Below are 24,100 nucleotides of genomic sequence, written 5' to 3'. Positions count from 1 at the left end.
TGACTTGCTGAATGTTAAGTCGCGAGTAAGCAATAATCGCGACTTAATATTTCATTAAAAATCAGAGAATTTTATGGGTAGCTCAGGGTATACAGTGCGGTTGCTGTAACCAGACCAGGGGTTGTTACGCCCGTAGCATAGTAGCCACCGTAATAACGCAGGGTAGCTTTCTGATCTTTAACCGCAACCGGATCGCCAGAGTTACCCAGGATCAGCTGATTTTCATTAGAGTTATACAGACGAACTTCAACCAATCCCGCTGCTCCAGTTGTTGCGCTGTTCACCAGGTTACCAGTCGCAGAGTTACCGCCGGAGCTACCAATTGCTTCGAAGTGTGCAGCAACTTTAGTAATGGCTGCCGGGCACTTAATTACTTTAATATCGAATGATTTGCTACCCGCTGTAGCACCTTCAACTGCCAGAGTCTTAGTTGATAAGGTAGGAAGTGTAACCTGAATATTTTCGCTACCTGATTCAATCTCACAAGTTTCATCAATTAACTTACCATTGAACTGTACCTGCCCCTGACCAACACCAGGTGTTGCTGGAGTTGCTGCATAAGCATAAGAAGCAGCCATGCTCAGTGCCAATACGGACGCGTAAATTTTAAACTTTTTCATAATATCTAACCTTAATAAATCATAATGAATGTGTGTTTTTTTGTGCTTAAGCCAAAGCACGACTACTCTTTTTTATAGAACTTTCCCTTTTCCTTTTTAAGATCTCCTTCTCTTGTAAGAGCATTGTTATTTCATGCTCGGCATTGATACTTAAATTAATGCATCCACCATCAATACCTCGCTCATCACTCAATATTTTACGCGCCATTTCCGGCATAATATTCTGCTCAATAAATCGGATTAGCATTCGTGCCCCCGTTTCAGCAACCGGGCACTGATCCACCACAAAACTCACCAATTTATCATCATACTTAAGGGACGCCTGATGCTGTTCTTGTAAACGATTTCCTATACGATCAAGATGAACTTTTACAATATGCTTCAGCGCAGACAGTTGTAATGGTAAATAAGGAACAATACTGACTCGTCCTAAAAATGCCGCAGGGAATACTTTTAACAGCTCCGGCTGCAATAGCTTTCCTAAGCTATTTACATCGGGGGCAGTATCAATATCAGCATATACTGTACTGATCACCTCGCTACCGGCATTACTTGTCAGTAAAATAATAGTGTTCTTGAAATTAATATGACGCCCTTCACCATCTTCCATCCAGCCCTTATCAAATACCTGGAAGAAGAGTTCATGAACATCCGGATGAGCTTTTTCAATCTCATCCAGCAATATCACGCTGTAAGGTTTACGGCGTACCGCTTCAGTTAATACACCGCCCTCACCGTATCCTACATAACCCGGGGGCGCGCCTTTCAATGAAGAGACGGTATGCGCTTCCTGGTACTCACTCATATTGATGGTGATAAGATTCTGTTCACCGCCATACAGCTGCTCTGCCAGCGCCAGTGCCGTTTCCGTTTTCCCCACACCGGAAGGGCCAACAAGCATAAAGACGCCGATCGGTTTGCCCGGATCGGCTAAACCTGACCGGGAAGCCTGTATGCTCTGGCTGACCAGATCTAAAGCATGAGACTGCCCCGTCACTCTTTCCTCAAGGCGTGATGGCAGCTCCAGAACGGTGCGAATATCATCTTTCATCATCTGGCCAACGGGAATGCCCGTCCAGTTGGCAACAATACTGGCGATTACTTCGGCATTAACTTCGGCCTGAACCAGCGGCTGTTCCTGGCGGCTCTCTTGCAGAGCAGCCTCCAACGCGTTGAGCTGCCCCTGAAGCCCGGCGATCTCTTCTGGCGATGGCGATTCCTGCTGGATTAATGCATCAAGTTCTTCACGGGCTGTAACTATATCAGCAACCAGAACTCTCTCTTTTTCCCAGCGTTCAGCAAGCTCCTGAGCCTGTTTTTCATGTTGCGTAATATCAAGCTGTAGCTCATCAATGCGCTGGCGCTGTTCCTTACCAAAGGCAAGAGCCTTTTCAGCCAGTGACAGCTCCGTCTGGGCTGTTTCAGCACGGAAGTTTCTTAACAACAGCTCCGCCGGAGGTGCATATTGCATAACGGCAACACGCGCACAGGCAGTATCCAGCAGACTAATCGCCTTATCAGGCAGCTGGCGCGCTGGTATATAGCGATGTGACAGACGCACAGCGGCCTGCAATGCCTCATCCATAATCCAGACTTTATGGTGCTTTTCGAGCATAGGAACCAGACCGCGCAGCATTGATGTTGCAGTGTTTTCATCAGGCTCTTCAACTTGCAGTACCTGAAAACGACGCGTCAACGCCGGGTCTTTTTCAATATGACGCTTAAACTCACTCCAGGTCGTCGCACCAATGGTACGCAGCTGACCGCGTGCCAAAGCTGGTTTCAGCAGGTTAGCCGCATCGCCCGTTCCTGCCGTTCCTCCCGCACCAATAAGCGTGTGTACTTCATCAATAAAGAGGATCACCGGCACCGGGGATGAGATTGCCTCATCTAACACTGCCTTCAGACGCGCTTCAAATTCCCCCTTCATGCTGGCACCCGCAGAAAGCGCCACGATATCAAGGCCCAGCAAACGAACCTGAGATAACGATGGCGGCACTTTCCCTGCAACAATCGCCTGGGCCAGCCCTTCCACAACTGCTGTTTTGCCAACGCCCGCTTCCCCTGTCAGCAGGGGGTTGTTTTGGCGTCTGCGCAACAGGATATCGACCATAGTGTTGATCTCATGATCGCGACCTAAAACGGGATCGATTTTTCCCTCACGCGCAAGCGCCGTAAGGTCTGTAGAATATTGAGAGAGTGAAGCAGAGCCGTCATTCCCATTGATGGCATTGCTGGCTTCGCCCGGCAGCGCACTCTCATGCTGAATATCACTTTCCGTCTCGCTGGCTTCAGCCGATGAACGCGTAATATAGTTAAAATCATTAGTCAGCACGTCCAGCGGTATACTATCGAATACCGGTGAGATTGCGGATAATACCCGACGCAGTTCCATTGTCGTCAGCATTGCAATCAGGAGATGGCCACTTCTGATTCGACTCGCATAACATTCCAGACTGGCATAAATCCAGGCGCGTTCGATTGCCAATTCAATATGGTAAGAGAAATCCGAAATAGTACTGGCACCCGTTGGCAGGCGTAATATAGCCTGTGAAAGATTGCGTTCCAGGGATTCAGCATCAAGTTCAAAATGCCTGAAAATATGTTTCAGGTCACTATCATCCTGCTGCCATAGTTGATTGATCCAGTGAGGTATTTCAACGTAAGGGTTGCCACGGAGTTTACAAAATGCGGTTGCACTCTCAATGCTTTTGAATAAAACATTGTCCAGCTTGCCGAATAAGTTCTTTCTTGTGATAGCCACTAGTTCATTCCTTGAGCCTAATGAAGATGACGATAAAAACAGTGCTCACTTCATCTTTTCCTCTATGATACTCACGTTTAAGAAGCTAACAAAAGCTAAAGTCGCTCCAAAAAACAAGATTAGGAATATAGCCCGATCACAACTCCTAATTTTATTTTTATGGACAAAAACTATGGTTTTGTTTTTCCTTACATATGCTATGTTCTCGGCCCTAATCAATAAAATTAACTTTTTCAACTTTTGAATTATAGAAATTTTTCACCTTTGTGAAGAGCCGCCAGCAAAAAACAAAAAAAATCGTTTTTCGTTCGATTTAAATGGATTTAGTGAGAGATATCAGTGGATCATAAATTTCTTGATTATTACAATCAGGAACTTACGTTTATGAAAGAAATGTCACGTGAGTTTGCTGAGAAACATCCCAAAATTGCTGGCCGTCTGGGAATGCATGGCATAGATGTCGCCGATCCCTACGTAGAAAGATTAATCGAATCTTTCTGTTTTCTCTCTGCAAGAACTCAAATAAAACTGGATGCTGAGTTCCCTAAATTCACTCAGCGATTATTAGATGTTGTATATCCTAACTACAACTCTCCAACGCCTTCAATCGGTGTGGTGCAGCTACAGCCGAACCTGAAAGAAGGTGACCTGATGCAGGGCTATGCCGTTCCGAAAAATAGCGCATTTCATACCCGGATTTTACCCGGTGAAGCCTCACGCTGTGAATTTCGTAATGGGCAGGATCTGACACTTTGGCCAATTGAAATTGCGGATGCGCGCCTGACATCTATTCCTCCAGACATGTGTAATCTGGAGAGATACCGAATTTCCAACTCCCGAATAAAGGGAGCATTACGTATTAAACTCAGGCTGCAAGGAGAGATCTTATTTTCCCAGCTTGAGGGGTTGGATCGGCTTCCCATTTTTATTGATGGTGATGAGCGACTGGTATCGCATATTTTTGAGCTACTGCATACCAGCCATGTCGCGATGATTGTACGGGCGGGGGGAGAGGAAAAAGGTGAAGATTTTGTCGTCAGTGAAAAACCCGTTACCTTCGAGGGCTTAAAGCCAGAGCAGAGTGTGTTACCACTTTCGTGGAATATGTTTCACGGGCACAACCTTATACAGGAGTACTTCTCCTGCCGTCAGCGTTTTTACTTCTTCACGCTAAATCAGCTGGCCGCTGGTCTGCAACACAATGAGTCGAATGAGGCAGAACTGATCATCTTACTTGATCGATTACCACAGGATTTAATCGGTCATATTGATGCATCCCGCTTCCTGCTGTTCTGTACTCCTGTCATTAACCTTTTTCCTAAACTGGTCGACAGAATAGAGATCAACCGTGCACTGAACAGCTTCCATGTCGTTCCTGACCGCAGCAGGCCTCTGGATTTTGAGGTTTTTTCAGTAAACCGGCTGTTAGGACAGAAGGCAGAAAGCAGCGACGAAGTAATATTCAAGCCTTTGTATCATACCCGGCATGCCGACGATGGTAACTTTGGCCGCTATTTCTCACTGCGCAGAGAAGCCAGAGTAAAAGATCACAATAAAAGAAAATACGACACACGTACCCCATACGTCAGTACTGAGGTTTTCGTTTCATTGGTTGATCAGCATGAGGCACCTTTTAGCGACGATATCCGCTACCTTTCCATCGATACGATGGTGACTAACCGCGATCTGCCTCGTCTGATCTCAAGTAGCGGTAGTTTCGATCTGACTATGCCCGGCTCTGTCCCGATTCACGGTGCCAGATTTGTTTGTCAGCCCAGTGCTCCAAGGCCAGCATTTGCTTTGGGCGAAGCCGCCTGGCGGCTGATTCGCCAGCTCAGTTTCAACTACCTGCCTCTTTCCGATATGGATCATGGGCCGGGAGGAGAATCGCTGCGAAATATGCTTCGCCTGTTTCTTAATGGCGCCGACCAGGAAGCGATTGCTCAGGTTAACAGCCTTGTGGGCTGTAAAAGTGAGCCGGTTATTCGTCGCATTCCCGGTAACGGCCTGTTGGTATATGGCCGTGGCGTAAATTGCAGGTTAACCGTAGATGAAGAGGGATTTTCCGGCATCAGCCCGTACTTATTTGGTCTGATCATGGAGAACTATCTCTCACGCCATGCAGCGATCAATATTTTTACTGAAACAGAATTGCACTCGATGCAAAGAGGCCTTATTGCACGCTGGCAAGCCCGCCCAGGAAGGCGTGGAGCACTGTGAGTATGAAAGAAAACGCTCTGATTGAGCCACTCTCTTCGCAGCTGGGTGCCTGGTTCCAACAGGACGAACCCTGGGGCGCAGGTTACATCAGCGTTATGCGGGCGATCGCGGCCAAAAAAAGCGAGATGCCGCCGATTGGTAAGGCAACGCTTCCCGGTCAGGAGTTCTTCCGCGTTGGCCAGTGTGCCAGTATGGCCTTCGCGCCGCGTGAAATATCGGCTATTTCGCTGGAAGACGGGCGGGTTAACTTTGAACTGTTTGGTTTAGGTATCTGGGGCCCGCAGGGGTCGATGCCATTGCATTACTCCGAGCTGGCTTATTCACGTTCCGAGGCTCATGACCATACGCTAACCGATTTTATTAATATATTTCATCACCGGGCTTTATCGCAGCTCTATCGCGCCTGGTTTTTATCACAGGATACGGCCTCTCTCGATCGTGAATATGATGAAAGATTCTCTTTTTATATCGGAAGTCTTATCGGTATCGATGCTCAGGAAATAAGTGACACACACTTACCTCCGCATGCACGCCTCGCTTCATCTTCACATCTTATCCGCGAGTCTCGCAATCCGGAGGGGATAATCGGCGCATTGCATTACTATTTCCAGGTGCCCGTACGAATGGAGGAGTTTGCAGAACAGTGGATACGCCTTGATCCAGCAGATCAAACTATTCTCGGAGATGGCAGCTGCGCGCTGCTGCTCGGCGATGGGGCGATCCTCGGCAATACGGTGAGAGATTGTCAGCACAAATTCAAACTTATCCTCGGCCCGCTTAAGCTGGAAGAATATATGCAGTTTAGCCCCTGGGGAGAAGATCTGCCGGTTCTCCAGGAGTGGGTAAAAAATTTTGTTGGCTATGAGTATGCATGGGATATACAGCTGGTGCTGGCTGCTGAAGAAGTTCCCCACGCTACGCTAAATGGCACACACCAGCTTGGTTATGCTACCTGGCTTGAAAGGCTGGATAATATTGAACCTGTATCAGGAATGAGTTTTGAGCCTGAGATTTACTGTCATGCCTGACCGCATTTATATCTCATCTCAGGCAGGGATAGTTACATTAGTCAGCTATGTCCTAAATTTTCCAGATGTTAAATGTTACATAGGAGGGAACCTGTGTCTGATAACACCATCACTGAGATAAGTAAGTTCTACAGCAATCTTTTACAGCCCGTCTCAGCGGTGTTTCCATGCGGAGACAGCCTGGAATATGATTCTGACTTTATTTTACTGCTGTCGAAAATACAACCAAGGCAGGATGCCGAATACGGTAATTTTGTTGAACAAGCTGAACCAGTAAATTGGTCAGAGGTCGAGCGTGAATGTGCCGCCCTGATGCAGAAAAGTAAAGATCTGCGCCTGTTTATTATCATGATGCGCTGTCGGATAAAACGGCTGGGCCTGATAGCCGTTGAGGAAGGAATAACCGCCTTAAAAACGCTGATAGAAACCTATCCAGACAGCTATTACCCGCTATTAATGGATGAAGATGAATTTGAACCATTAATGCGCTCCAATGCATTCTCAGAGCTGGATGATACTGCGGGATTAATCGCTGATTTAAGAAATCTAAAACTACCCAAAGCTGCGGGACAGATTATTTCGGTAAAAGATTTTGAGAAATCATTTTCTTCTCCCAGGGAGGTCGATGCACTTCCTGAAGCAATGATCACTGCCATGCTCGAAGAGTGGCAGGTACAGGATAACCAGGAGATCGCCTCTTTAAAAACGGCATCAGCATCATTGCTGGACATTCATTCTCTGCTCAGAGAGAGCCTGGGAGAGGAGGCCCCCGACCTGCCTTTAATTACCCATCTACTCACGCTTTTTGCAAAGTCATCAGCAGTAATTAACGAGGGTAATAGCCAGCAAGAGAGCCAGGAAACTCAGTTTGAAGAAAATAAGCAGGAGATAGCTGTAACCTTAAAACCAGAGGAAGAAGCAGCCGCACAGCCAGTAAGACGATCCATACCCTCGTCACAAATAAATAGCCTTATAGAAACCCGCGAAGATGCTCTGGCCCGGCTGGGTGAGATTAGAAACTGGTTTACTCGTGTGGAACCAAGCAGCCCGGTAATCATCTTGCTGCAGCTGGCTGAAAGTATGGTTGGAAAGCGTTTCACCGAACTGCTGAAAATGCTGCCGTCAGAAATCATAGATAAAATTGATAGCGAGAACACATAAATGAAACTGTTATGGAATAAATTTTTCCTCGCCTGTTGCGCGTTAATTAGCCCCGCAGTACACGCTGCATGTACCCTCGACGTAGGAGGGGAATTCGGTGGTGTTGCACCTATTACTTTCAATATTCCGTCGCAGGTACTGAGTATCAGTGCAGATTTACCGGCTGACACGTCCACGCCGTTTGCCAGTTTCCGCACCACTACCGCAGGAAATTACGTAACTTATATCAACTGTACCCCGAATGTGGATCCGTATGGCGGTTCAGTCTATAACCTGCCGATACAAGGTGTTAATAACATCTATGCCACGCAAATCCCCGGCATTGGAGTAAAAGTCGCCTGGAACAACAGCGTAGCACCCAGATATATGCCTTTCCGAAATCACGTGCCGGATATTTACGGCCGCCTGTCCATTGATTACCGTTCTTACTGGATTATTGAGTTTTATAAAACATCAGAAACATTGCGAATTACGCCAAATATGGTAAACACCGTTCTTTCAGGTGGTGAAATAGGGTATTTCTGGGTATTGACGGATTCAATAGCAAACTATGGACAAAAGTTAGTGACCGGACGAATCGATATTGTCAGTACGCCAGCCTGTACCTTCTCGAATAGCAAAAGTATCGATTTTAATACTGTCTCACAACAAACAATAACTACCGGCGTTGAGAGGCCACTGTATTTTGATATGAATTGCCGAACAGACTATAGCACCTATTCTGTTACGGCTTCGGTGTTTGCCACATCGCGGACGCCAGACGGAAAGTACATTAGCGTTACCGATGCGGGTGGGTCATCAGACACCATGAAAATAAAAATCACTGACAGCAATGACAGAGAAATTTCTGTTGATGGCAGAACAACCAGACAGGTCACCAGCTTTAACAACATTCCAGCAGAATTTAAGTGGAAAGCAACACTGCTCTCTTCCGGCACAGCAAATACCCGCCCGACCGCAGGCCGGTTTAATGCCAGAGCTGAAATTATATTACAGGTGAAGTAGCAGCCTCTCTAAGCAACAATGTGATGGTATAAAATGGATAATGTACCTTATATATTTGTCAGCATCGCGAGCTATCGCGACTCTGAACTTATTCCCACACTTGAGGATATGATCTCCCGGTGTGATAATCCGCACGCTTTGCGCATCAGCATCTGCTGGCAGTGTAGTGGGGAGATCTCCATATTCCTCAATCATGGAATGCAACTTATCGAGAAGCGGTTGCATAACGGATTCAACCTGTATGTTTTCCATTATAAAAAATGCGTTATTCGTGTAATCAGCGTTCACTACTATCTTAGCCAGGGTGCGTGCTGGGCAAGGCATATTGCGGAAACTCTCTTCGATAATGAAAAGTATTTCCTGCAAATTGACTCCCACTGCCGTTTTATATCAGGCTGGGACAGCGAGATGATAACTATGCTGGACAGGTTATTACCACATAGTCCAAAACCGGTGATTACCGGATATCCGCCCGGGTATCAGCCGGATAAACCCACGGAAAAATCAGGCGAGCTGATAAGAATAATATTCAGAGGGTTCTCTCCAGATAAAATTCTCCAGCTTAGTCCTCTGGTGATGAACGAGAAGATCGACTCTCCGATAAGAGGAAGCTACCTGGCCGGTGGATTTATCTTTTCATTGGGTAGTTTCGTTACGGATATCCCCAACGATCCCAATATATTTTTTGAAGGTGAAGAGATCGCGATGGCCGTCAGGGCATTTACTCATGGTTATGATATTTACCATCCTGATAAAGTTCTGTTATGGCATTTTTATGGTCGAGAGGAGCACGTAAAAGTGTGGTCCGATCATGGTGAAGAAGCCAAATCTAAAGGTAATATTAAACAAGCCTGGTGGGAACGGGATGCCAGCTCTAAAAAACGAGTGAATATCCTGTTGGGCCAGGAAAAAGATACGCAGTGTAATCTGGGTATGTATGGTCTTGGTTCGCAGCGCACTCTTAGCCAGTTTGAAAGAAGAGCGGGTGTGCATTTCTCAACATGCCAGGTACATCCAGATGTGACAGGCGATCAACATCTATCTTACTTCTCCTGCGGGGATCTGGTTGAAAGCGAATGGTTATCTCAGCTTGTCGGAATACATAAAAAAACCATCGAATTTACCCCGGAACAAATTGACCTGTTAGATAAAAATGCACTGTATTGGTACATAGCTATCTATACCAAAAGTAATCATCTGATAGAACAAAAAACAGTTTATCAGAATGAAATAGAGGAAAAAATGTCATCATCCGATAACAGCAGATTCTCAATACCTGTAGAAATTACATCAAATGGTTCTTTAACTCCTTATTCCGTCCGCATCTGCTCATTTTCCGGTAATTCGGGTTGGGGAGAAACGTTAGAGGAGGCATGGTAACGATAAATTTATTTTACAGGATTTCACACCACCATTATTAAGAAGCACTTTCTCATTCTATTACAATGTGAGTTATTCAATGATTACATACCCTTTATTAGAAGGTAGTTTCCTTACTGATATTCCTGTTATTGATGTTTCTATTAACGTTTTACGTTTTCGCGATCCTGATGGTAAAGAATACAATATTCTTATTAACCGGGCATTGATGATGGGAGACCAGACATTAGTGACATTCTGCGAAAAACAGGTTCAGACCATGGAAAATACACTTCCTGGTTTCCAGAACGAAGGCAAGCAGATTGAACATAAAATCGGTGAGGCACAGTTGCCGGTGGTGCAGGTTGCTCATCGCTATCTTGAAGACGGAAAATATGTCCGGCAGGTGCAATCTTACGCCCAACTTCCGAAGCATCCCGATTATAATCCAGAAAATAAAATGCTTATTATTTTCACTCTGATATCTAACGAGGACTTTACTGAATTCCAGCGTCAACATTATATTCAGGTAATGAACTCGTTTAAAACAAATGATAAGCCGTTAAAAGCAAAATAGTGCTTCCGTTGGTCATCTTTCAGACATCGCTGAACAGTTTTTTATTGAGGAGGGACGTTATTAACAATCAACCTCCTCATCAGTTTTTAAATTACTTCAGATAAAAAAACCTACAGACACAGCGTTTTTCTTTCATTTTTCCCGCAAGTTGCAATAAATTTCGCATAGTTATAAAAATCAACTTTATTAATCATGCCCATCTTTCTGGATGCATTTCTGCAATGAACATTAATTGTTTTTTCCGATCTGCGCAGCTCTTTAGAGATTACTCTTACATTATTTCCCTTACCTATTAAAAGTACTATATTGGCTTCAGTAAGAGATAGCTGCTCATGCTTTCTTAGCCCTGTCACCTGATAAAAATCATCATTAACAAAATCGTCGAGACTCATGCTGGCGATAAGTAATATCTTCTCAATCATCCAGCCAATCTCTGTCAACTTTCTGTTCCTGCAACTAAATGGAACCTGAATGGTTTCTTTACTCTCTTTTAATGCTGATTTATAAGATGGGTTATCTTTTTTAAACATATTAATGCTGATAGCCGAGTCACGAAATATAACATTTATTACATCCCCCTCCCTGGTTCTGACACAATCGGCAATTATAACCGCCCCCGTACCTTGCTTTACTGCCAATGCAAGAATTAACGTCTCCAGTCCTTTCTTATAAAAAACATTTTCACTCTCAACCAAAATTTTCATGATTCTTAACCTTCCGTATGAATCTTTGGCGACATTGATTATTGTACCGTTAAAAATAATATAATGTGCCTCGCATTGGCCTTGAATGCGGTTTAATTATAGCGTTCTATTCTGCTATTCAAAGAATCAGCGATGTTTTTTACGGCAAGGAAAATCAATATTTACCGCGTGTTAAATACCTGTTAGTTGATGTCATAATAAGATTAATCCACACTACCATTTTATATTATTTTTTCTTTTATGATTCATAACAAGCGAATAAACAACACACTAATGAAATACCATGAACTTTTAATCAACAAACCACATTATATTTAACCAATACAATAAATGAGGAATTAGAAACCAGATCTTAATTTATCAAGAATAAAAAACCATAAAGAACATCCCATTCACTTTTCAGCCGTTACTGACAGTGGCAGGTCTCAAAATCAGATATAAAAAATGGCTCTTAAACATCTCCAGAATCGCAATAATTCCCATCTGAATAGTTCAATAGCTAAAAGGCATAGCCCGTAATTTTTCCGATCATATCCACCACTGCGGACGAACTGCATAATGGCTGCAATACCGCACTGTGGAGGTGATAATGGCGAATTCTGTGCATGACCTGCGCTCTGCACTGGCGCTGCTGGCCGAGCTGCCGGGTGAGCTGGTTGAGAGCGATACGGAGGTTGACCCGCATGCTGAACTTTCCGGGGTTTACCGTTACGTAGGAGCCGGTGGCACCACAAGACGACCCACGCGCGAAGGCCCCGCCATGTTGTTCAATAAGGTAAAAGGCTTCGATGATTTTCGCGTGGTTACCGGGGTATTAGCCTCCCGGCGTCGTGTCGGTCAGCTTCTGGGATGTCATCCGGCGCGGCTCGGTCACCTGTTAATGGATTCAGTAAAAAAACCGATCTCCCCGGTAAAAACGTCACGTACTGATATTCCCTGTCAGGAAGTGGTGCATCTTGCCAGCGAGCGAGGTTTTGACCTGCGCACCCTGCTCCCTGCGCCAACCAATACCGAAGAGGATGCCGGGCCCTATTTTACTATGGGTCTGTGCTACGCCAGCGACCCGGTCACCGGGCAATCAGACGTTACGATCCACCGTCTCTGTATCCAGGGCCGTGATGAGCTGTCGATGTACTTTGCTCCCGGACGTCATCTGGATGTCTTCCGTCAGAAAGCAGAAGCCGCCGGTAACACGCTGCCGATCACCATCAGTATTGGCGTCGACCCCGCTATTTATATGGGAGCCTGCTTTGAGCCACCCACCACGCCGTTGGGATTCGATGAGCTGAGTATCGCCGGGGCGTTGCGTGGTCGCGCCGTAGAGCTGGCGCAGGCAATATCAGTGGATGCGCGGGCAATAGCCCATGCGGAGGTGGTGATAGAAGGAGAGCTGGTGCCAAATGTGCGGGTGCGTGAAGACCAGAACACCAACACCGGTAAGGCGATGCCGGAATTTCCCGGTTATACCGGAATGGCCAATGCGGCGCTGCCGTTGATTAAGGTGACAGCGGTTACCCATCGTCGTCAGCCCATCCTGCAACACACCATCGGCTGTAGCGAAGAGCACGTAAATATGGCGGGTATTCCCACCGAGGCCAGCATCCTGAGCATGGTTGAACGGGCAATGCCCGGACGATTGCTTAACGTATTTGCCCACTCATCTGGCGGCGGTAAGTTCCTGGCGGTGATGCAGTTTAAAAAAAGCGACCCGATGGATGAAGGGCGACAGCGGCAGGCAGCGCTGCTGGCATTCTCCGCATTTCCGGAGCTGAAGCACGTTATGCTGGTGGATGAAGATGTGGATATTTTCGACAGTAATGACGTGCTGTGGGCGATGCAAACCCGCTATCAGGGGGATGTGGATACGCTGTTTATTCCCGGGGTGCGCTGTCACCCGCTCGATCCTTCTCAGGTGCCTGAATTCAGCCCCAGCATCAGTGGAAAAGGGATCTCCTGTAAGACTATTTTTGACTGTACGGTGCCCTATGCGCTGAAGAGCCATTTCCAGCGCTGCCAGTTTAAAGAGGTTGATGTGAAGCGTTTTCTGCCGGATTTTGAATAACCTGCCAGCCGGTATGCACTCCCCCTGCGGGAGGCATGCCCCGCCCTGTTTTCTTGCGGTAAATGGTGTACAACGGAGCTTCACACCTTTACCGGATCCCCCCGATATGTTGAAACTGAAACCGCTGCACTATTTCAAAACGGTGGTTGAGCACGGTTCTATCTCCGCGGCTTCAAAGGTGTTGTACACCGCGCAGCCGCCAATCAGCAAAGCGCTGCTTCAGCTGGAATCCCATTGGGACGTCCGTCTGTTTGAGCGTACCCCGCGCGGCATGACGCCTACCGATGCCGGACGGCATCTCTACCAGCGCGCCAGCGATCTGCTGCAGCTGGCTGATAATATCGACAGCGAAATGCGCACATTCAGCGAAGGACAGCGCGGCGTGGTGCGGATTGGCTGTGTCGATATGGGTATCGTCCTGCTGACCAACGCCATTGTCGCGCTGCGCAGTGAGCGTCCGGATTTGCAGTTTTCACTGCATCAGGGCGATCCGCTCTATCTGGAGGAGCTGCTGGAGCGTCGTCAGATCGACGCTGCGCTGGTGCACCTGCCGCTAACGCTTAATACCTGCGACGTAACCAGCAGGGTGTTGCAGCAGCTGCACGTACGGGTGCTGTGCCTGGCAGACGGGCCGCTGGCTGGTTCATCCTCGCTATCGCTGGCAGAGCTGGCGGCACACCCGCTGGTGCTGCTGCGTCGTCAACGCGGTTTTGGCATGTATGAGCGGGTGCTGTCCTGTTTTAACGAGGCGGGCCTGACGCCCGAGGTGGTGGCCCAGGCCAGCGACCTGCCGGTGATGAAGCAGCTGGTCCGGCAGGGCGTCGCTCTGGCGCTGGTGCCGTCGCTGGCCGATGCGCTGCCGGAAGCCGGAATGCTGGCATTGGACGTACCACAGCTTGATGTCGCAGCCGATCGGCTGGCGCTGATTTACCATCAACAGCATGCGGAAAGTGCCGTATTAAAACCGCTGCTGGCCTTTTTTTCTGAGGATCCCTCTATTCCCTCTGTGCCCGGCCTCCCCTGATTAAATATCCAGCACCCCCACCCATTTTTATACTTTCTTTACACCCCCGCCCTGCATTTTTACATCAACTTTGCACGCTCCCCGCAACAATGGCAGTACTGAAAAACGCCGTTGGAGGTGTGTTGTGAGCGTCGCCGTAATCACTGGCATTGTGCTGGTCTGTTTGCTGCTGGGCTATTTAGTTTATGCCCTGATCCATGCGGAGGAGTTCTGATGGTTGCCCCTGCTTTTTTACTGATAGCCTGCTATATGGTGCTGCTGATGCTGCTGGCCCGCCCGCTGGGCAAAGGGCTGGCACGATTAGTGGATGACCGCCCGCTACCCGGGCTGGCTGGCATGGAGCGTGGCCTGTGGCGCATCAGCGGTGTCACCCCGGAGGGGATGAGCTGGCAACGTTATCTGCTGGCGATCCTGCTGTTTAACGCCTGCGGCTTACTGCTGCTGTTTCTTATGCTGCTCAACCAGGGCAGCCTGCCGCTGAATCCGCAGCAGCTGCCGGATCTGAGCTGGCATCTGGCGCTCAATACCGCCGTCAGCTTTGTGACCAACACAAACTGGCAATCCTATGCGGGCGAAAGCACTCTGAGCTATTTCAGTCAGATGGTCGGACTGACCGTGCAGAACTTCCTCTCGGCTGCCACCGGCATCGCGGTTGCCTTTGCACTGATGCGCGGTTTCACCCGCCGTGCGCTGGGAGAGCTGGGTAACGCCTGGCGCGATATCACCCGTATCACGCTGTATGTTTTGCTGCCGCTGGCGCTGCTGATGGCGCTGTTCCTGGTCAGCCAGGGCGTGCTGCAAAACGTCGACAGCTATCTCAGCCTGACCACCCTTGAAGGGGTAAAACAGACGCTGCCGATGGGGCCGGTGGCCTCGCAGGAAGCGATCAAAATGCTCGGCACCAACGGCGGCGGCTTCTTTAACGTTAACTCCGCCCATCCGTTCGAAAACCCGACGTTTTACAGCAACTTTGTCGAGATGCTGGCGATCTTCCTGATACCGGCTGGGCTTTGCTTTGCCTTCGGCGAAGTGGTGCGCGATGCCCGTCAGGGTCATGTGCTGCTGTGGACAATGTCGCTGATGTTTATCGCAGCGGTCGCGGTGGTGATGTGGGCCGAACTGAACGGTAACCCGCACTTCCTTACCCTGGGTGCCGACAGCGCTATCAATATGGAAGGAAAAGAGACGCGCTTCGGCATCCTTAACTCCAGCCTGTTTGCGGTGATCACCACGGCGGCCTCCTGCGGGGCGGTCAACGCCATGCATGACTCATTTACCGCCCTCGGCGGCATGGTGCCGATGTGGCTGATGCAAATCGGTGAGGTGGTATTTGGCGGCGTCGGTGCCGGGCTGTACGGCATGCTGCTATTCGTTCTGCTGGCGGTGTTTATCGCCGGGCTGATGATCGGTCGCTCGCCGGAATACCTCGGCAAGAAAATCGACGTCTGGGAGATGAAAATGACCGCGCTGGCTATCCTGGTGACGCCAAGCCTGGTGTTGCTCGGTACCGCGCTGGCGATGATGACCGAAGCCGGACGCAGCGGAATGCTCAACCCCGGAACCCACGGCTTCTCAGAAGTGCTGTATGCCGTCTCGTCGGCGGCCAACAACAACGGCAGCGCGTTTGGCGGGCTGAGTGCTAACACACCATTCTGGAACCTGCTGCTGGCGTTCTGCATGCTGGTGGGCCGCTTCGGCATTATCGTTCCGGTGCTGGCGATTGCCGGTTCCCTGGCGCTGAAAAAGATTCAGCCCGCAGGTCAGGGCACGCTGCCAACCCACGGGGTGCTGTTTATCGCCCTGCTGGCGGGCACCGTGCTGCTGGTCGGTGCGCTGACCTTTATCCCTGCGCTGGCCTTAGGGCCGGTGGCGGAACATCTGCAAATGATCGGTCGTTAACGGGCGGAGAAGAGACATGAGTCGTAATCAACAGGCGCTGTTTGATGGAGCGCTGATGCGTGTCGCGCTGCTCGATGCGCTGAAAAAACTGGATCCGCGCACCCAGGTGCGCAACCCGGTAATGTTCGTGGTGTGGCTCGGCAGCGTGCTGACCACGCTGCTGGCGATTGCCATCGCCGCCGGGAAACTGCCCGGTGAGGCTGGATTTACCGCCGCTATCTCCATCTGGCTGTGGTTTACCGTGCTGTTTGCCAACGTGGCGGAAGCGCTGGCGGAAGGACGCAGTAAAGCGCAGGCCAACAGCCTGAAAGGCATCACCAAAACCAGCTTTGCAAAAAAACTCGCAGAGCCGAAGTATGGGGCCAGCCATCAACCGGTGGCGGCAGAGTCGCTGCGTAAAGGCGACTGGGTGCTGGTAGAAGCGGGCGATATGATCCCCTGCGACGGAGAGGTGCTGGAAGGCGGCGCATCGGTGGATGAAAGCGCCATCACTGGTGAATCAGCCCCGGTTATCCGTGAGTCCGGCGGCGACTTCTCCTCGGTGACCGGCGGAACGCGCATCCTCTCTGACTGGCTGGTGGTGCAGTGCAGCGTTAACCCCGGGGAAACTTTCCTCGACCGGATGATCGCCATGGTAGAGGGTGCCACACGCCGTAAAACACCGAATGAGATCGCCCTGACCATTCTGCTGGTAGCGCTGACCATTGTGTTTCTGCTGGCAACCGCCACGCTCTATCCATTTACCGCCTGGGCGGGGACGCCGGTAAGTCTGACGGTACTGGTGGCGCTGCTGGTCTGCCTGATCCCGACCACCATCGGCGGCCTGCTGTCGGCCATTGGCGTGGCCGGGATGAGCCGTATGCTGGGAGCTAACGTCATTGCCACCAGCGGCCGCGCGGTGGAAGCCGCCGGGGACGTGGACGTGCTGCTGCTGGATAAAACCGGCACCATCACGCTGGGTAATCGCCAGGCGACGCAGTTCCTGCCAGCCGCTGGCATCAGTGAACAGCAGCTGGCCGATGCGGCACAGCTCGCCTCGCTGGCGGACGAAACCCCGGAAGGGCGCAGTATTGTGGTGCTGGCAAAGCAGAAATTTAATCTGCGTGAGCGCGATCTGAAAAGCCTGGATGCTACTTTTATCCCCTTCTCTGCGCAGACGCGTATGAGCGGAGTTAACGTGCAGGATCGCGCGGTACGTAAAGGCGCAGTGGATGCGGTACGCCGCCATATCGACAGCAACGGCGGCACATTCCCGTCAGAGGTCAATGGTCTGGTTGAGCAGGTAGCGCGCGCGGGCGGTACGCCGCTGGTGGTGTGCGATGGCGCAACGGTGCTGGGCGTGGTGGAACTGAAAGATATTGTGAAGGGCGGCATCAAAGAACGTTTTGCCGAACTGCGTAAAATGGGCATCAAAACGGTGATGATCACCGGGGATAACCCGTTGACCGCCGCCGCAATTGCCGCTGAAGCCGGGGTGGATGATTTCCTGTCAGAAGCAACGCCGGAAGCCAAACTGGCGCTGATCCGCCAGTATCAGGCGGAAGGGCGGCTGGTGGCGATGACCGGAGACGGCACCAACGATGCCCCGGCGCTGGCGCAGGCCGACGTGGCGGTAGCGATGAACTCCGGTACTCAGGCGGCAAAAGAGGCGGGCAATATGGTGGATCTCGACTCCAACCCGACCAAATTGCTGGAAGTGGTACATATCGGGAAGCAGATGCTGATGACGCGCGGCTCCCTGACCACCTTCAGTATCGCTAACGATGTGGCGAAGTATTTTGCCATTATCCCGGCTGCGTTTGCCGCCACATTGCCGCAGCTCAATATGCTGAACGTGATGCATCTGCACTCGCCCAACTCCGCCATTCTGTCGGCGGTGATCTTTAACGCGCTGGTGATTGTCTTCCTGATCCCGCTGGCGCTGAAAGGGGTGAGCTATCGTCCGCTGAGTGCTGCCGCGCTGCTGCGACGTAACCTGTGGGTGTATGGTTTCGGCGGCCTGCTGGTGCCGTTCGCCGGGATTAAACTGATTGATATGTTGCTGACCCTGCTGGGCATGGCATAAGGAAAAGATGATGAGCCAATTACGTCCTGCTCTGTTTTTACTGATATTGCTGACACTGGTCACCGGGCTGCTCTATCCTCTGTTAACCACCGGACTGGCGCAGTGGTGGTTCCCACAGCAGGCCAACGGTTCGCTGCTGCGCGAAGAGGGGAGCGTGCGCGGTTCGGCGCTTATCGGCCAGAACTTTACCCGCGCTGACTATTTCCAGGGGCGGCCATCGGCAGCGGGCGATGCGCCTTATAACGCGCTGGCCTCTTCCGGCAGTAATCTGGCGGGCAGCAACCCGGCGCTCGATCAGGCTATCGCTCAACGCGTGGCGGCGCTGCGGGCAGCTAATCCGCAGGCCAGCCCTCAGGTGCCGGTGGATCTGGTTACCGCCAGCGGCAGCGGGCTGGATCCGCAGATTTCCCCTGCGGCAGCGCACTGGCAGGCGGCCAGGGTAGCCGAAGCGCGTCAGCTTCCGCTGGAAACCGTGGAACGATTGATTGCCGATAATACCGTGACGCCGCGCCCGGCATTTATCGGTGAACCGGGCGTGAATGTGCTGAAACTGAACCTGGCGCTGGATGAATTGCAGCCCTGAGCCATGGAACCGGGTCGGGCATGCCCGACCCCTGGGTATCCCGGGGGCGCCGGATCAACCTCATCCGTAGGGGCGAGGCACGCCTCGCCCGGATTTGCACCGGATCAACCTCATCCGGTTCCACATTCGCAGGGGCGAGGCACGCCTCGCCCGGGTTTGCACCGGATCAACCACATCCGGTTCCACATTCGTAGGGGCGAGGCACGCCTCGCCCGGGTTTGCACCGGATCAACCACATCCGGCTCCACATTCGTAGGGGCGAGGCACGCCTCGCCCGGGTTTGCACCGGATCAACCACATCCGGTTCCACATTCGTAGGGGCGAGGCACGCCTCGCCCGGGTTTGCACCTGATAAGGAATCTGATGAACGACGAACACCAGCGCCCTGACCCGGACGCACTGCTGCGCCTGGCGGAAGAAAGCCACCGGGGAAAGCTGAAAATCTACTTTGGTGCCTGCGCAGGCGTGGGAAAAACCTGGGCGATGCTCCAGGAAGCACGTCGTCTGCGTGCTCAGGGGCTGGAGGTGCTGGTGGGCGTGGTGGAAACCCACGACCGCCCGGAAACCGCCGCACTGCTTTCCGGGCTAACCATCCTGCCGCGCCGCGCTACCGGCCAGCATCGCCACCCTGAATTTGACCTTGATGCGGCGCTGGCCTGCCATCCGGCAGTGATCCTGATGGATGAGCTGGCCCACAGCAACGCCCGTGGCTGCCGCCATCCAAAACGCTGGCAGGATATTGACGAACTGCTGGACGCAGGTATCGATGTCCTCACCACCGTCAACGTACAGCACCTGGAAAGCCTGAATGATGTGGTAGGCGGCGTTACCGGCATCCGCGTGCGTGAAACCGTACCCGATCCGTTTTTCGATTCCGCCGACGAAGTGGTACTGGTAGACCTGCCGCCGGATGACCTGCGCCAGCGGCTGAAAGAGGGCAAAGTCTATATCGGTGAGAGCGCCGAACGCGCCATCGAGAATTTCTTCCGTAAAGGTAACCTGATCGCCCTGCGTGAACTGGCTCTGCGCCGCACTGCCGACCGCGTGGACGATCAGATGCGCGCCTGGCGCGACACCCAGGGCCGTGAAAAAGTCTGGCACACGCGGGACGCCATCCTGCTCTGTATTGGTGATAACAGCGGCAGTGAGAAACTGGTGCGCAGCGCGGCACGGCTGGCAGCACGGCTCGACAGCGTATGGCACGCGGTCTATGTCGAAACTCCGCGCCTGCATCGTCTCTCCGAAGCGCGGCGGCGCGGTATCCTGCGTACGCTGCAACTGGCGCAGGATCTTGGTGCGGAAACCGCCACCCTCTCCGACCCCAGCGAAGCCAGCGCGGTGCTGCGCTACGCCCGCGAGCATAACCTGGGGAAAATTATTATTGGCCGCCGTCCTTCACGGCGCTGGTGGCGCGAACGCTTTGCCGACCGGCTGGGTGAGCTGGGCTCGGATCTCGATATTTTAATCGTCGCGCTGGATGAGCCGATCCCGGAAGCTGCCAGTCCGCTGACGCCACGTGCGGGCGGCAGTGAAGGTAAATGGCATGCACAGCTGAAGGGCTGTGCCGCCGCGCTGCTGCTCTGTACGCTGGTGACTGTGGCAGGCCGCTGGTTGCTGCCGGCGGTGGATTCGGTCAACCTGGTCATGGTCTATCTGCTGGCGGTGGTGATTGTCGCACTGCGCTACGGCCGCTGGCCTTCGGTGGTGGCAACACTGCTGAATATCGTCGCCTTTGACTTAGTTTTTGTCGCCCCGACCGGCACCATGGCGGTGTCGGACGTGCAGTATCTGGTGACTTTTGGCGTGATGCTGGCGGTGGGCGTTATCGTCGGTAATCTTACGGCCGGCGTACGCTATCAGGCGCGGGTGGCGCGTTACCGTGAGCGGCGGGTGCATCATCTGTATGAGATGGCAAAAGCACTCAGCCGCGCCCTCAGCCAGCGCGATATCGCCGACACGCTCAATCGCAGTATTGAAAGCACCCTTCAGGCGCGCAGCGAGCTTTATCTGCCCGATGAACATGGCGAGCTGGTGGCCGTGGGTGAAGCTCACCTCAGCGCCATACCGGATCGGGCCATTGCCCGCTGGAGCTTTGATAAAGGCCAGCCAGCCGGGGCGGGTACCGATACGCTGCCCGGCGTTCCCTGGCAGATGCTGCCTTTAAAAAGTGGCAATGAAACCCTTGGCCTGCTGATTCTGGAGCCGCTTAACCTGCGTCAGCTGATGATCCCCGAACAGCAGCGGCTGGTAGAAACCTTTACCATGCTGATTGCCAACGCGCTGGAACGCATGGCCCTGAGCCAGCGTGAAGCCGTGGCGCGGCTGGCTGCCGAGCGTGAACAGATGCGTAATGCATTGCTGTCGGCGCTCTCACATGATCTGCGCACGCCGCTGACGGTGCTGTTTGGTCAGGCAGAAATCCTTACCCTCGACCTCGCCTCCGAAAACTCACCCTATGCCCCGCAGGCCAGCGCGATGCGCGAGCAGACGCTGAACACCATCCGGCTGGTCAATAACCTGCTGGATATGGCACGGCTTCAGTCCGGTGGTTTCCATCTGAAACGCGAATGGATGGCGCTCGATGAACTGGTGGGCAGCACGCTGCGTCAGCTTTCAGCGCTGCTGGCAGGACGCAATATCGCGCTCGATCTGCCGCCAATGCTGCTGATAGACGTCGATGGCCCGCTGATGGAGCGGGTATTAAGCAATCTGCTGGAAAATGCGCTGAAGTATGCAGGCCCGGCGGCGAAGATTGGGATACGTGCCACGCAGCCCTCAGCGCAGCGGCTGATGCTGGAGGTATGGGATAACGGGCCGGGTATTGCCCGTGGTCAGGAGCAGCTGATTTTCGAGAAGTTTTCCCGTGGCAATAAAGAGTCATCGGTGCCGGGTGTCGGGCTGGGGCTGGCGATTTGTCAGGCCATTGTCACCCTGCATGACGGCACCATTTATGCGGAGAACCGGCCACAGGGCGGAGCACGCTTTATTATCGACCTGCCCCTCACGCCGCCGCCGGTACTTGAAGATTATGCGGAATAGCCCGTCCCATGCGGGGATGGCACCAGCGGACGAGGCATGCCTCGTCCGTTTCACCCCAGACGTTCTGCAATAAACTCCACGGCCCGTTGTGCGCCCTGTTCCGAAATGGTGTGACCAATACCCGGTTCAAACTGGCTGGTGACCTGTACGCCTGCGGCACGCAGCCGCTGTTCTGCCGCCTGGCCTTCCTGCACCGGGATCACATCATCAGCCATACCGTGCAGCAGCAGCACGGGGGTATTTAGCGCAGGAGCGAACGGCTGAGGCGATGACAGGCGGCCCGAGAACGCAACCATCCCCGCTACCGGCCAGCGGCCCGATACCAGCGCGTCCAGCGCCATAATTGAACCCTGCGAGAAGCCCACCAGCACCACTTTATCCAGGCTATCGCTCATCTGGTGCTGCTCAAGTATCGCCTGCAGCTGCTGATCAAACGCCACCCGCGCTGCGGCCACGCGATCCGGGCGATTCTCCGGCGTAATCCCCGACAGGCTAAACCACTGCCAGCCCGCGCCATGTTCAAAGTGATACGGTGCATTGGGACTGGCAAAGCTCACGCCGGGCAGCGCTGGTGCCCAGTAGTCACCCAGGCCTGCGAGATCGTCCCCGCTGCTGCCAACGCCATGCAGTAAAATAACCAATCCTTTCGACATTCTTTTCGACTCCGCTATGCTTCACACTTTATCTTTATCTTTCCGCGACATACTGTCCAGATAGCCCATCACAAAGGCCGACAGTACAAACGTCAGATGAATAATTACATACCACAGCAGTTTATTATCCGGAATATTGCGAGCATCCATAAATACGCGCAGCAGATGGATGGAGGAGATGGCCACAATTGAGGCTGCCACTTTATTTTTCAGCGAGCCAGAATCCATCTTACCCAGCCAGTTAAGCTTTTCACGGTGCTCAGAGATATCCAGTCTGGAGACAAAATTTTCATAACCGGAGAGCATCACCATCACCAGCAGGCCGCCCACCAGCGTCAAATCGATCATCGAAAGCAGCACCAGTACCAGCTCATTTTCTGCCATCGCCAGCACATTGGGCAGCAGGTGGAAAACCTCCTGGAAAAACTTAATGGCCAGCGCCAGCAAACCGAGCGACAGCCCCAGGTAGATAGGGGCCAGCAACCAGCGCGAAGTATAAATCAGGTTTTCGACGAAACGTTCCATAACATCCAGTTCACAAATCAGCAGGGAGCACAGTATAACCGATGATTTATGAACTCTTTCAAGATACGGGCGCTTAAAATTGCGGAATTTTAAGGACTTTACGTTGTGATAAAAATGACGGGGGAAATCAGATCCTGCGCCTGTCAATCGTACAGGCTCTTACTGCTCCCGCACCCGCTGCGCCTCGTCATTCCCGCCCTGCGGCAGCAGATCGTTAATCGGACGCATCATCTTTTTCAGCTGGCGTTCATAGCCGAACGGGCTGCCCTGCCCGTTATTCGTATGCGCACTCATCTGAGGATGGCTGACTACCGCAGCCTGCGTCAGGGGAGTGAGACAAAACGCCGCCAGCACGGCGGCCAGTTTAACCAACTGTGACATTCAGAGGCTCCGGGATTAATGGTACTGACGGTACTGGATACGGTAATCTCGCGGGGTAACGTTGAAGTGCTTCTTAAACACCCGCTGGAAACACTGCTGAGAAGAGAAACCGAGATCCATTGAAATCGCCATAATGCTTTTGGTGGAACTGACCAGCACAGATGCAGCCTGATCGAGACGGCGGCTGCGTATAAAAGTGGCGAGGGTAATGCCCCGTTGCTCTTTAAACGCACGTTGCAGATGCCACTTTGAGTAGCCTGATTTGGCCGCTACCGTTTCGATATTCAGCCCCTCTTCGAGGTGATCGTCAATCCAGTCCACGATGACGTCGACAATTTCATGTTTCATATTTAGCTCCGCGATGACGGGCGCAAAACGCCCACTCCTGCCTTAAAAGTTCAAGGAAGTTAGTTATTATTTTGATTTTATTG

General features: G+C 51.9%; 20 protein-coding genes. 13 read left to right on the top strand and 7 right to left on the bottom strand.

Annotated elements, in window-relative coordinates; all coding sequences use genetic code 11:
• Window positions 1-71 precede the first annotated feature (71 nt).
• Window positions 72-620, bottom strand: a complete 549-nt coding sequence (locus GN242_RS00720) for a fimbrial protein (RefSeq protein ID WP_154753393.1) — start codon at window positions 618-620, stop codon at window positions 72-74.
• Between the two features lie 46 nt (window positions 621-666).
• Window positions 667-3,384: a type VI secretion system ATPase TssH gene (gene tssH / locus GN242_RS00715; protein WP_156286746.1), complete on the bottom strand. Its 2,718-nt coding sequence runs from the start codon at window positions 3,382-3,384 to the stop codon at window positions 667-669.
• A gap of 339 nt (window positions 3,385-3,723) precedes the next feature.
• Between tssH and tssF the strand changes: the two genes are divergently transcribed.
• The 6 genes from tssF to GN242_RS00685 all read left to right on the top strand — a co-directional run bounded on the left by tssF (window position 3,724) and on the right by GN242_RS00685 (window position 10,734).
• Window positions 3,724-5,604, top strand: a complete 1,881-nt coding sequence (gene tssF / locus GN242_RS00710; protein ID WP_156286745.1) for a type VI secretion system baseplate subunit TssF — start codon at window positions 3,724-3,726, stop codon at window positions 5,602-5,604.
• Between the two features lie 2 nt (window positions 5,605-5,606).
• Window positions 5,607-6,632, top strand: a complete 1,026-nt coding sequence (gene tssG / locus GN242_RS00705; RefSeq protein WP_156286744.1) for a type VI secretion system baseplate subunit TssG — start codon at window positions 5,607-5,609, stop codon at window positions 6,630-6,632.
• 93 nt (window positions 6,633-6,725) lie between these two features.
• The gene (locus GN242_RS00700) at window positions 6,726-7,793 is read left to right on the top strand and encodes a type VI secretion system protein TssA (protein WP_231617125.1); all 1,068 of its coding nucleotides are present in this window, start codon (window positions 6,726-6,728) and stop codon (window positions 7,791-7,793) included.
• Window positions 7,794-8,798 carry a fimbrial protein gene (locus tag GN242_RS00695; protein ID WP_154753389.1) on the top strand — a complete coding sequence of 335 codons (1,005 nt, stop codon included), beginning with the start codon at window positions 7,794-7,796 and terminating at the stop codon, window positions 8,796-8,798.
• Between the two features lie 33 nt (window positions 8,799-8,831).
• Window positions 8,832-10,178, top strand: a complete 1,347-nt coding sequence (locus GN242_RS00690; RefSeq protein WP_154753388.1) for a GlcNAc-transferase family protein — start codon at window positions 8,832-8,834, stop codon at window positions 10,176-10,178.
• A gap of 79 nt (window positions 10,179-10,257) precedes the next feature.
• Window positions 10,258-10,734 carry a DcrB-related protein gene (locus GN242_RS00685; RefSeq protein WP_154753387.1) on the top strand — a complete coding sequence of 159 codons (477 nt, stop codon included), beginning with the start codon at window positions 10,258-10,260 and terminating at the stop codon, window positions 10,732-10,734.
• A gap of 110 nt (window positions 10,735-10,844) precedes the next feature.
• On the opposite strand, the gene GN242_RS00680 is transcribed toward GN242_RS00685, so the two are convergent.
• Entirely contained in the window at window positions 10,845-11,438 is a 594-nt protein-coding gene (locus GN242_RS00680; protein ID WP_156286742.1) for a helix-turn-helix domain-containing protein, read from the bottom strand.
• A gap of 589 nt (window positions 11,439-12,027) precedes the next feature.
• Here GN242_RS00680 and GN242_RS00675 point away from each other — a divergent pair.
• The 7 genes from GN242_RS00675 (at window position 12,028) to kdpD (ending at window position 22,110) form a co-directional block, all read left to right on the top strand.
• A complete protein-coding gene (locus tag GN242_RS00675; RefSeq protein WP_154753385.1) occupies window positions 12,028-13,500 on the top strand; it encodes a UbiD family decarboxylase in 1,473 nt (490 codons plus the stop codon).
• A gap of 106 nt (window positions 13,501-13,606) precedes the next feature.
• A complete protein-coding gene (locus GN242_RS00670; RefSeq protein WP_197094750.1) occupies window positions 13,607-14,524 on the top strand; it encodes a LysR family transcriptional regulator in 918 nt (305 codons plus the stop codon).
• A 124-nt stretch (window positions 14,525-14,648) separates the two neighbouring features.
• On the top strand, window positions 14,649-14,738 hold the full coding sequence (kdpF, locus tag GN242_RS00665) for a K(+)-transporting ATPase subunit F (RefSeq protein ID WP_156286740.1): 90 nt from the start codon (window positions 14,649-14,651) through the stop codon (window positions 14,736-14,738).
• Complete coding sequence (gene kdpA, locus GN242_RS00660; protein ID WP_154753382.1) at window positions 14,738-16,423, top strand: potassium-transporting ATPase subunit KdpA; 1,686 nt, start codon at window positions 14,738-14,740, stop codon at window positions 16,421-16,423. Before kdpF ends, kdpA begins: the two co-directional genes overlap by 1 nt.
• Window positions 16,424-16,439: 16 nt before the next feature.
• Window positions 16,440-18,488: a potassium-transporting ATPase subunit KdpB gene (gene kdpB / locus GN242_RS00655; protein WP_154753381.1), complete on the top strand. Its 2,049-nt coding sequence runs from the start codon at window positions 16,440-16,442 to the stop codon at window positions 18,486-18,488.
• 10 nt (window positions 18,489-18,498) lie between these two features.
• A complete protein-coding gene (kdpC, locus tag GN242_RS00650; protein WP_154753491.1) occupies window positions 18,499-19,071 on the top strand; it encodes a potassium-transporting ATPase subunit KdpC in 573 nt (190 codons plus the stop codon).
• Window positions 19,072-19,434: 363 nt separating this feature from the next.
• The gene (gene kdpD, locus GN242_RS00645; protein ID WP_156286739.1) at window positions 19,435-22,110 is read left to right on the top strand and encodes a two-component system sensor histidine kinase KdpD; all 2,676 of its coding nucleotides are present in this window, start codon (window positions 19,435-19,437) and stop codon (window positions 22,108-22,110) included.
• 50 nt (window positions 22,111-22,160) lie between these two features.
• Here the strand turns inward: kdpD and GN242_RS00640 are convergent, their stop codons facing one another.
• From GN242_RS00640 to GN242_RS00625, 4 genes are all read right to left on the bottom strand, one after another.
• Window positions 22,161-22,781, bottom strand: coding sequence for an alpha/beta hydrolase (locus GN242_RS00640; protein ID WP_255476759.1), 621 nt, complete (start codon window positions 22,779-22,781; stop codon window positions 22,161-22,163).
• Between the two features lie 3 nt (window positions 22,782-22,784).
• Window positions 22,785-23,288 (bottom strand): TIGR00645 family protein, encoded by a 504-nt coding sequence (locus GN242_RS00635; RefSeq protein ID WP_156286737.1) that lies wholly within the window; start codon window positions 23,286-23,288, stop codon window positions 22,785-22,787.
• Between the two features lie 159 nt (window positions 23,289-23,447).
• The gene (locus GN242_RS00630; protein ID WP_154753377.1) at window positions 23,448-23,669 is read right to left on the bottom strand and encodes a hypothetical protein; all 222 of its coding nucleotides are present in this window, start codon (window positions 23,667-23,669) and stop codon (window positions 23,448-23,450) included.
• 15 nt (window positions 23,670-23,684) lie between these two features.
• Entirely contained in the window at window positions 23,685-24,017 is a 333-nt protein-coding gene (locus tag GN242_RS00625; RefSeq protein ID WP_154753376.1) for a helix-turn-helix domain-containing protein, read from the bottom strand.
• Window positions 24,018-24,100 lie beyond the last annotated feature (83 nt).

This window comes from Erwinia sorbitola, from assembly GCF_009738185.1.
Lineage (GTDB): Bacteria > Pseudomonadota > Gammaproteobacteria > Enterobacterales > Enterobacteriaceae > Erwinia > Erwinia sorbitola.
This window is presented reverse-complemented; position numbering and strand designations above follow the sequence as displayed.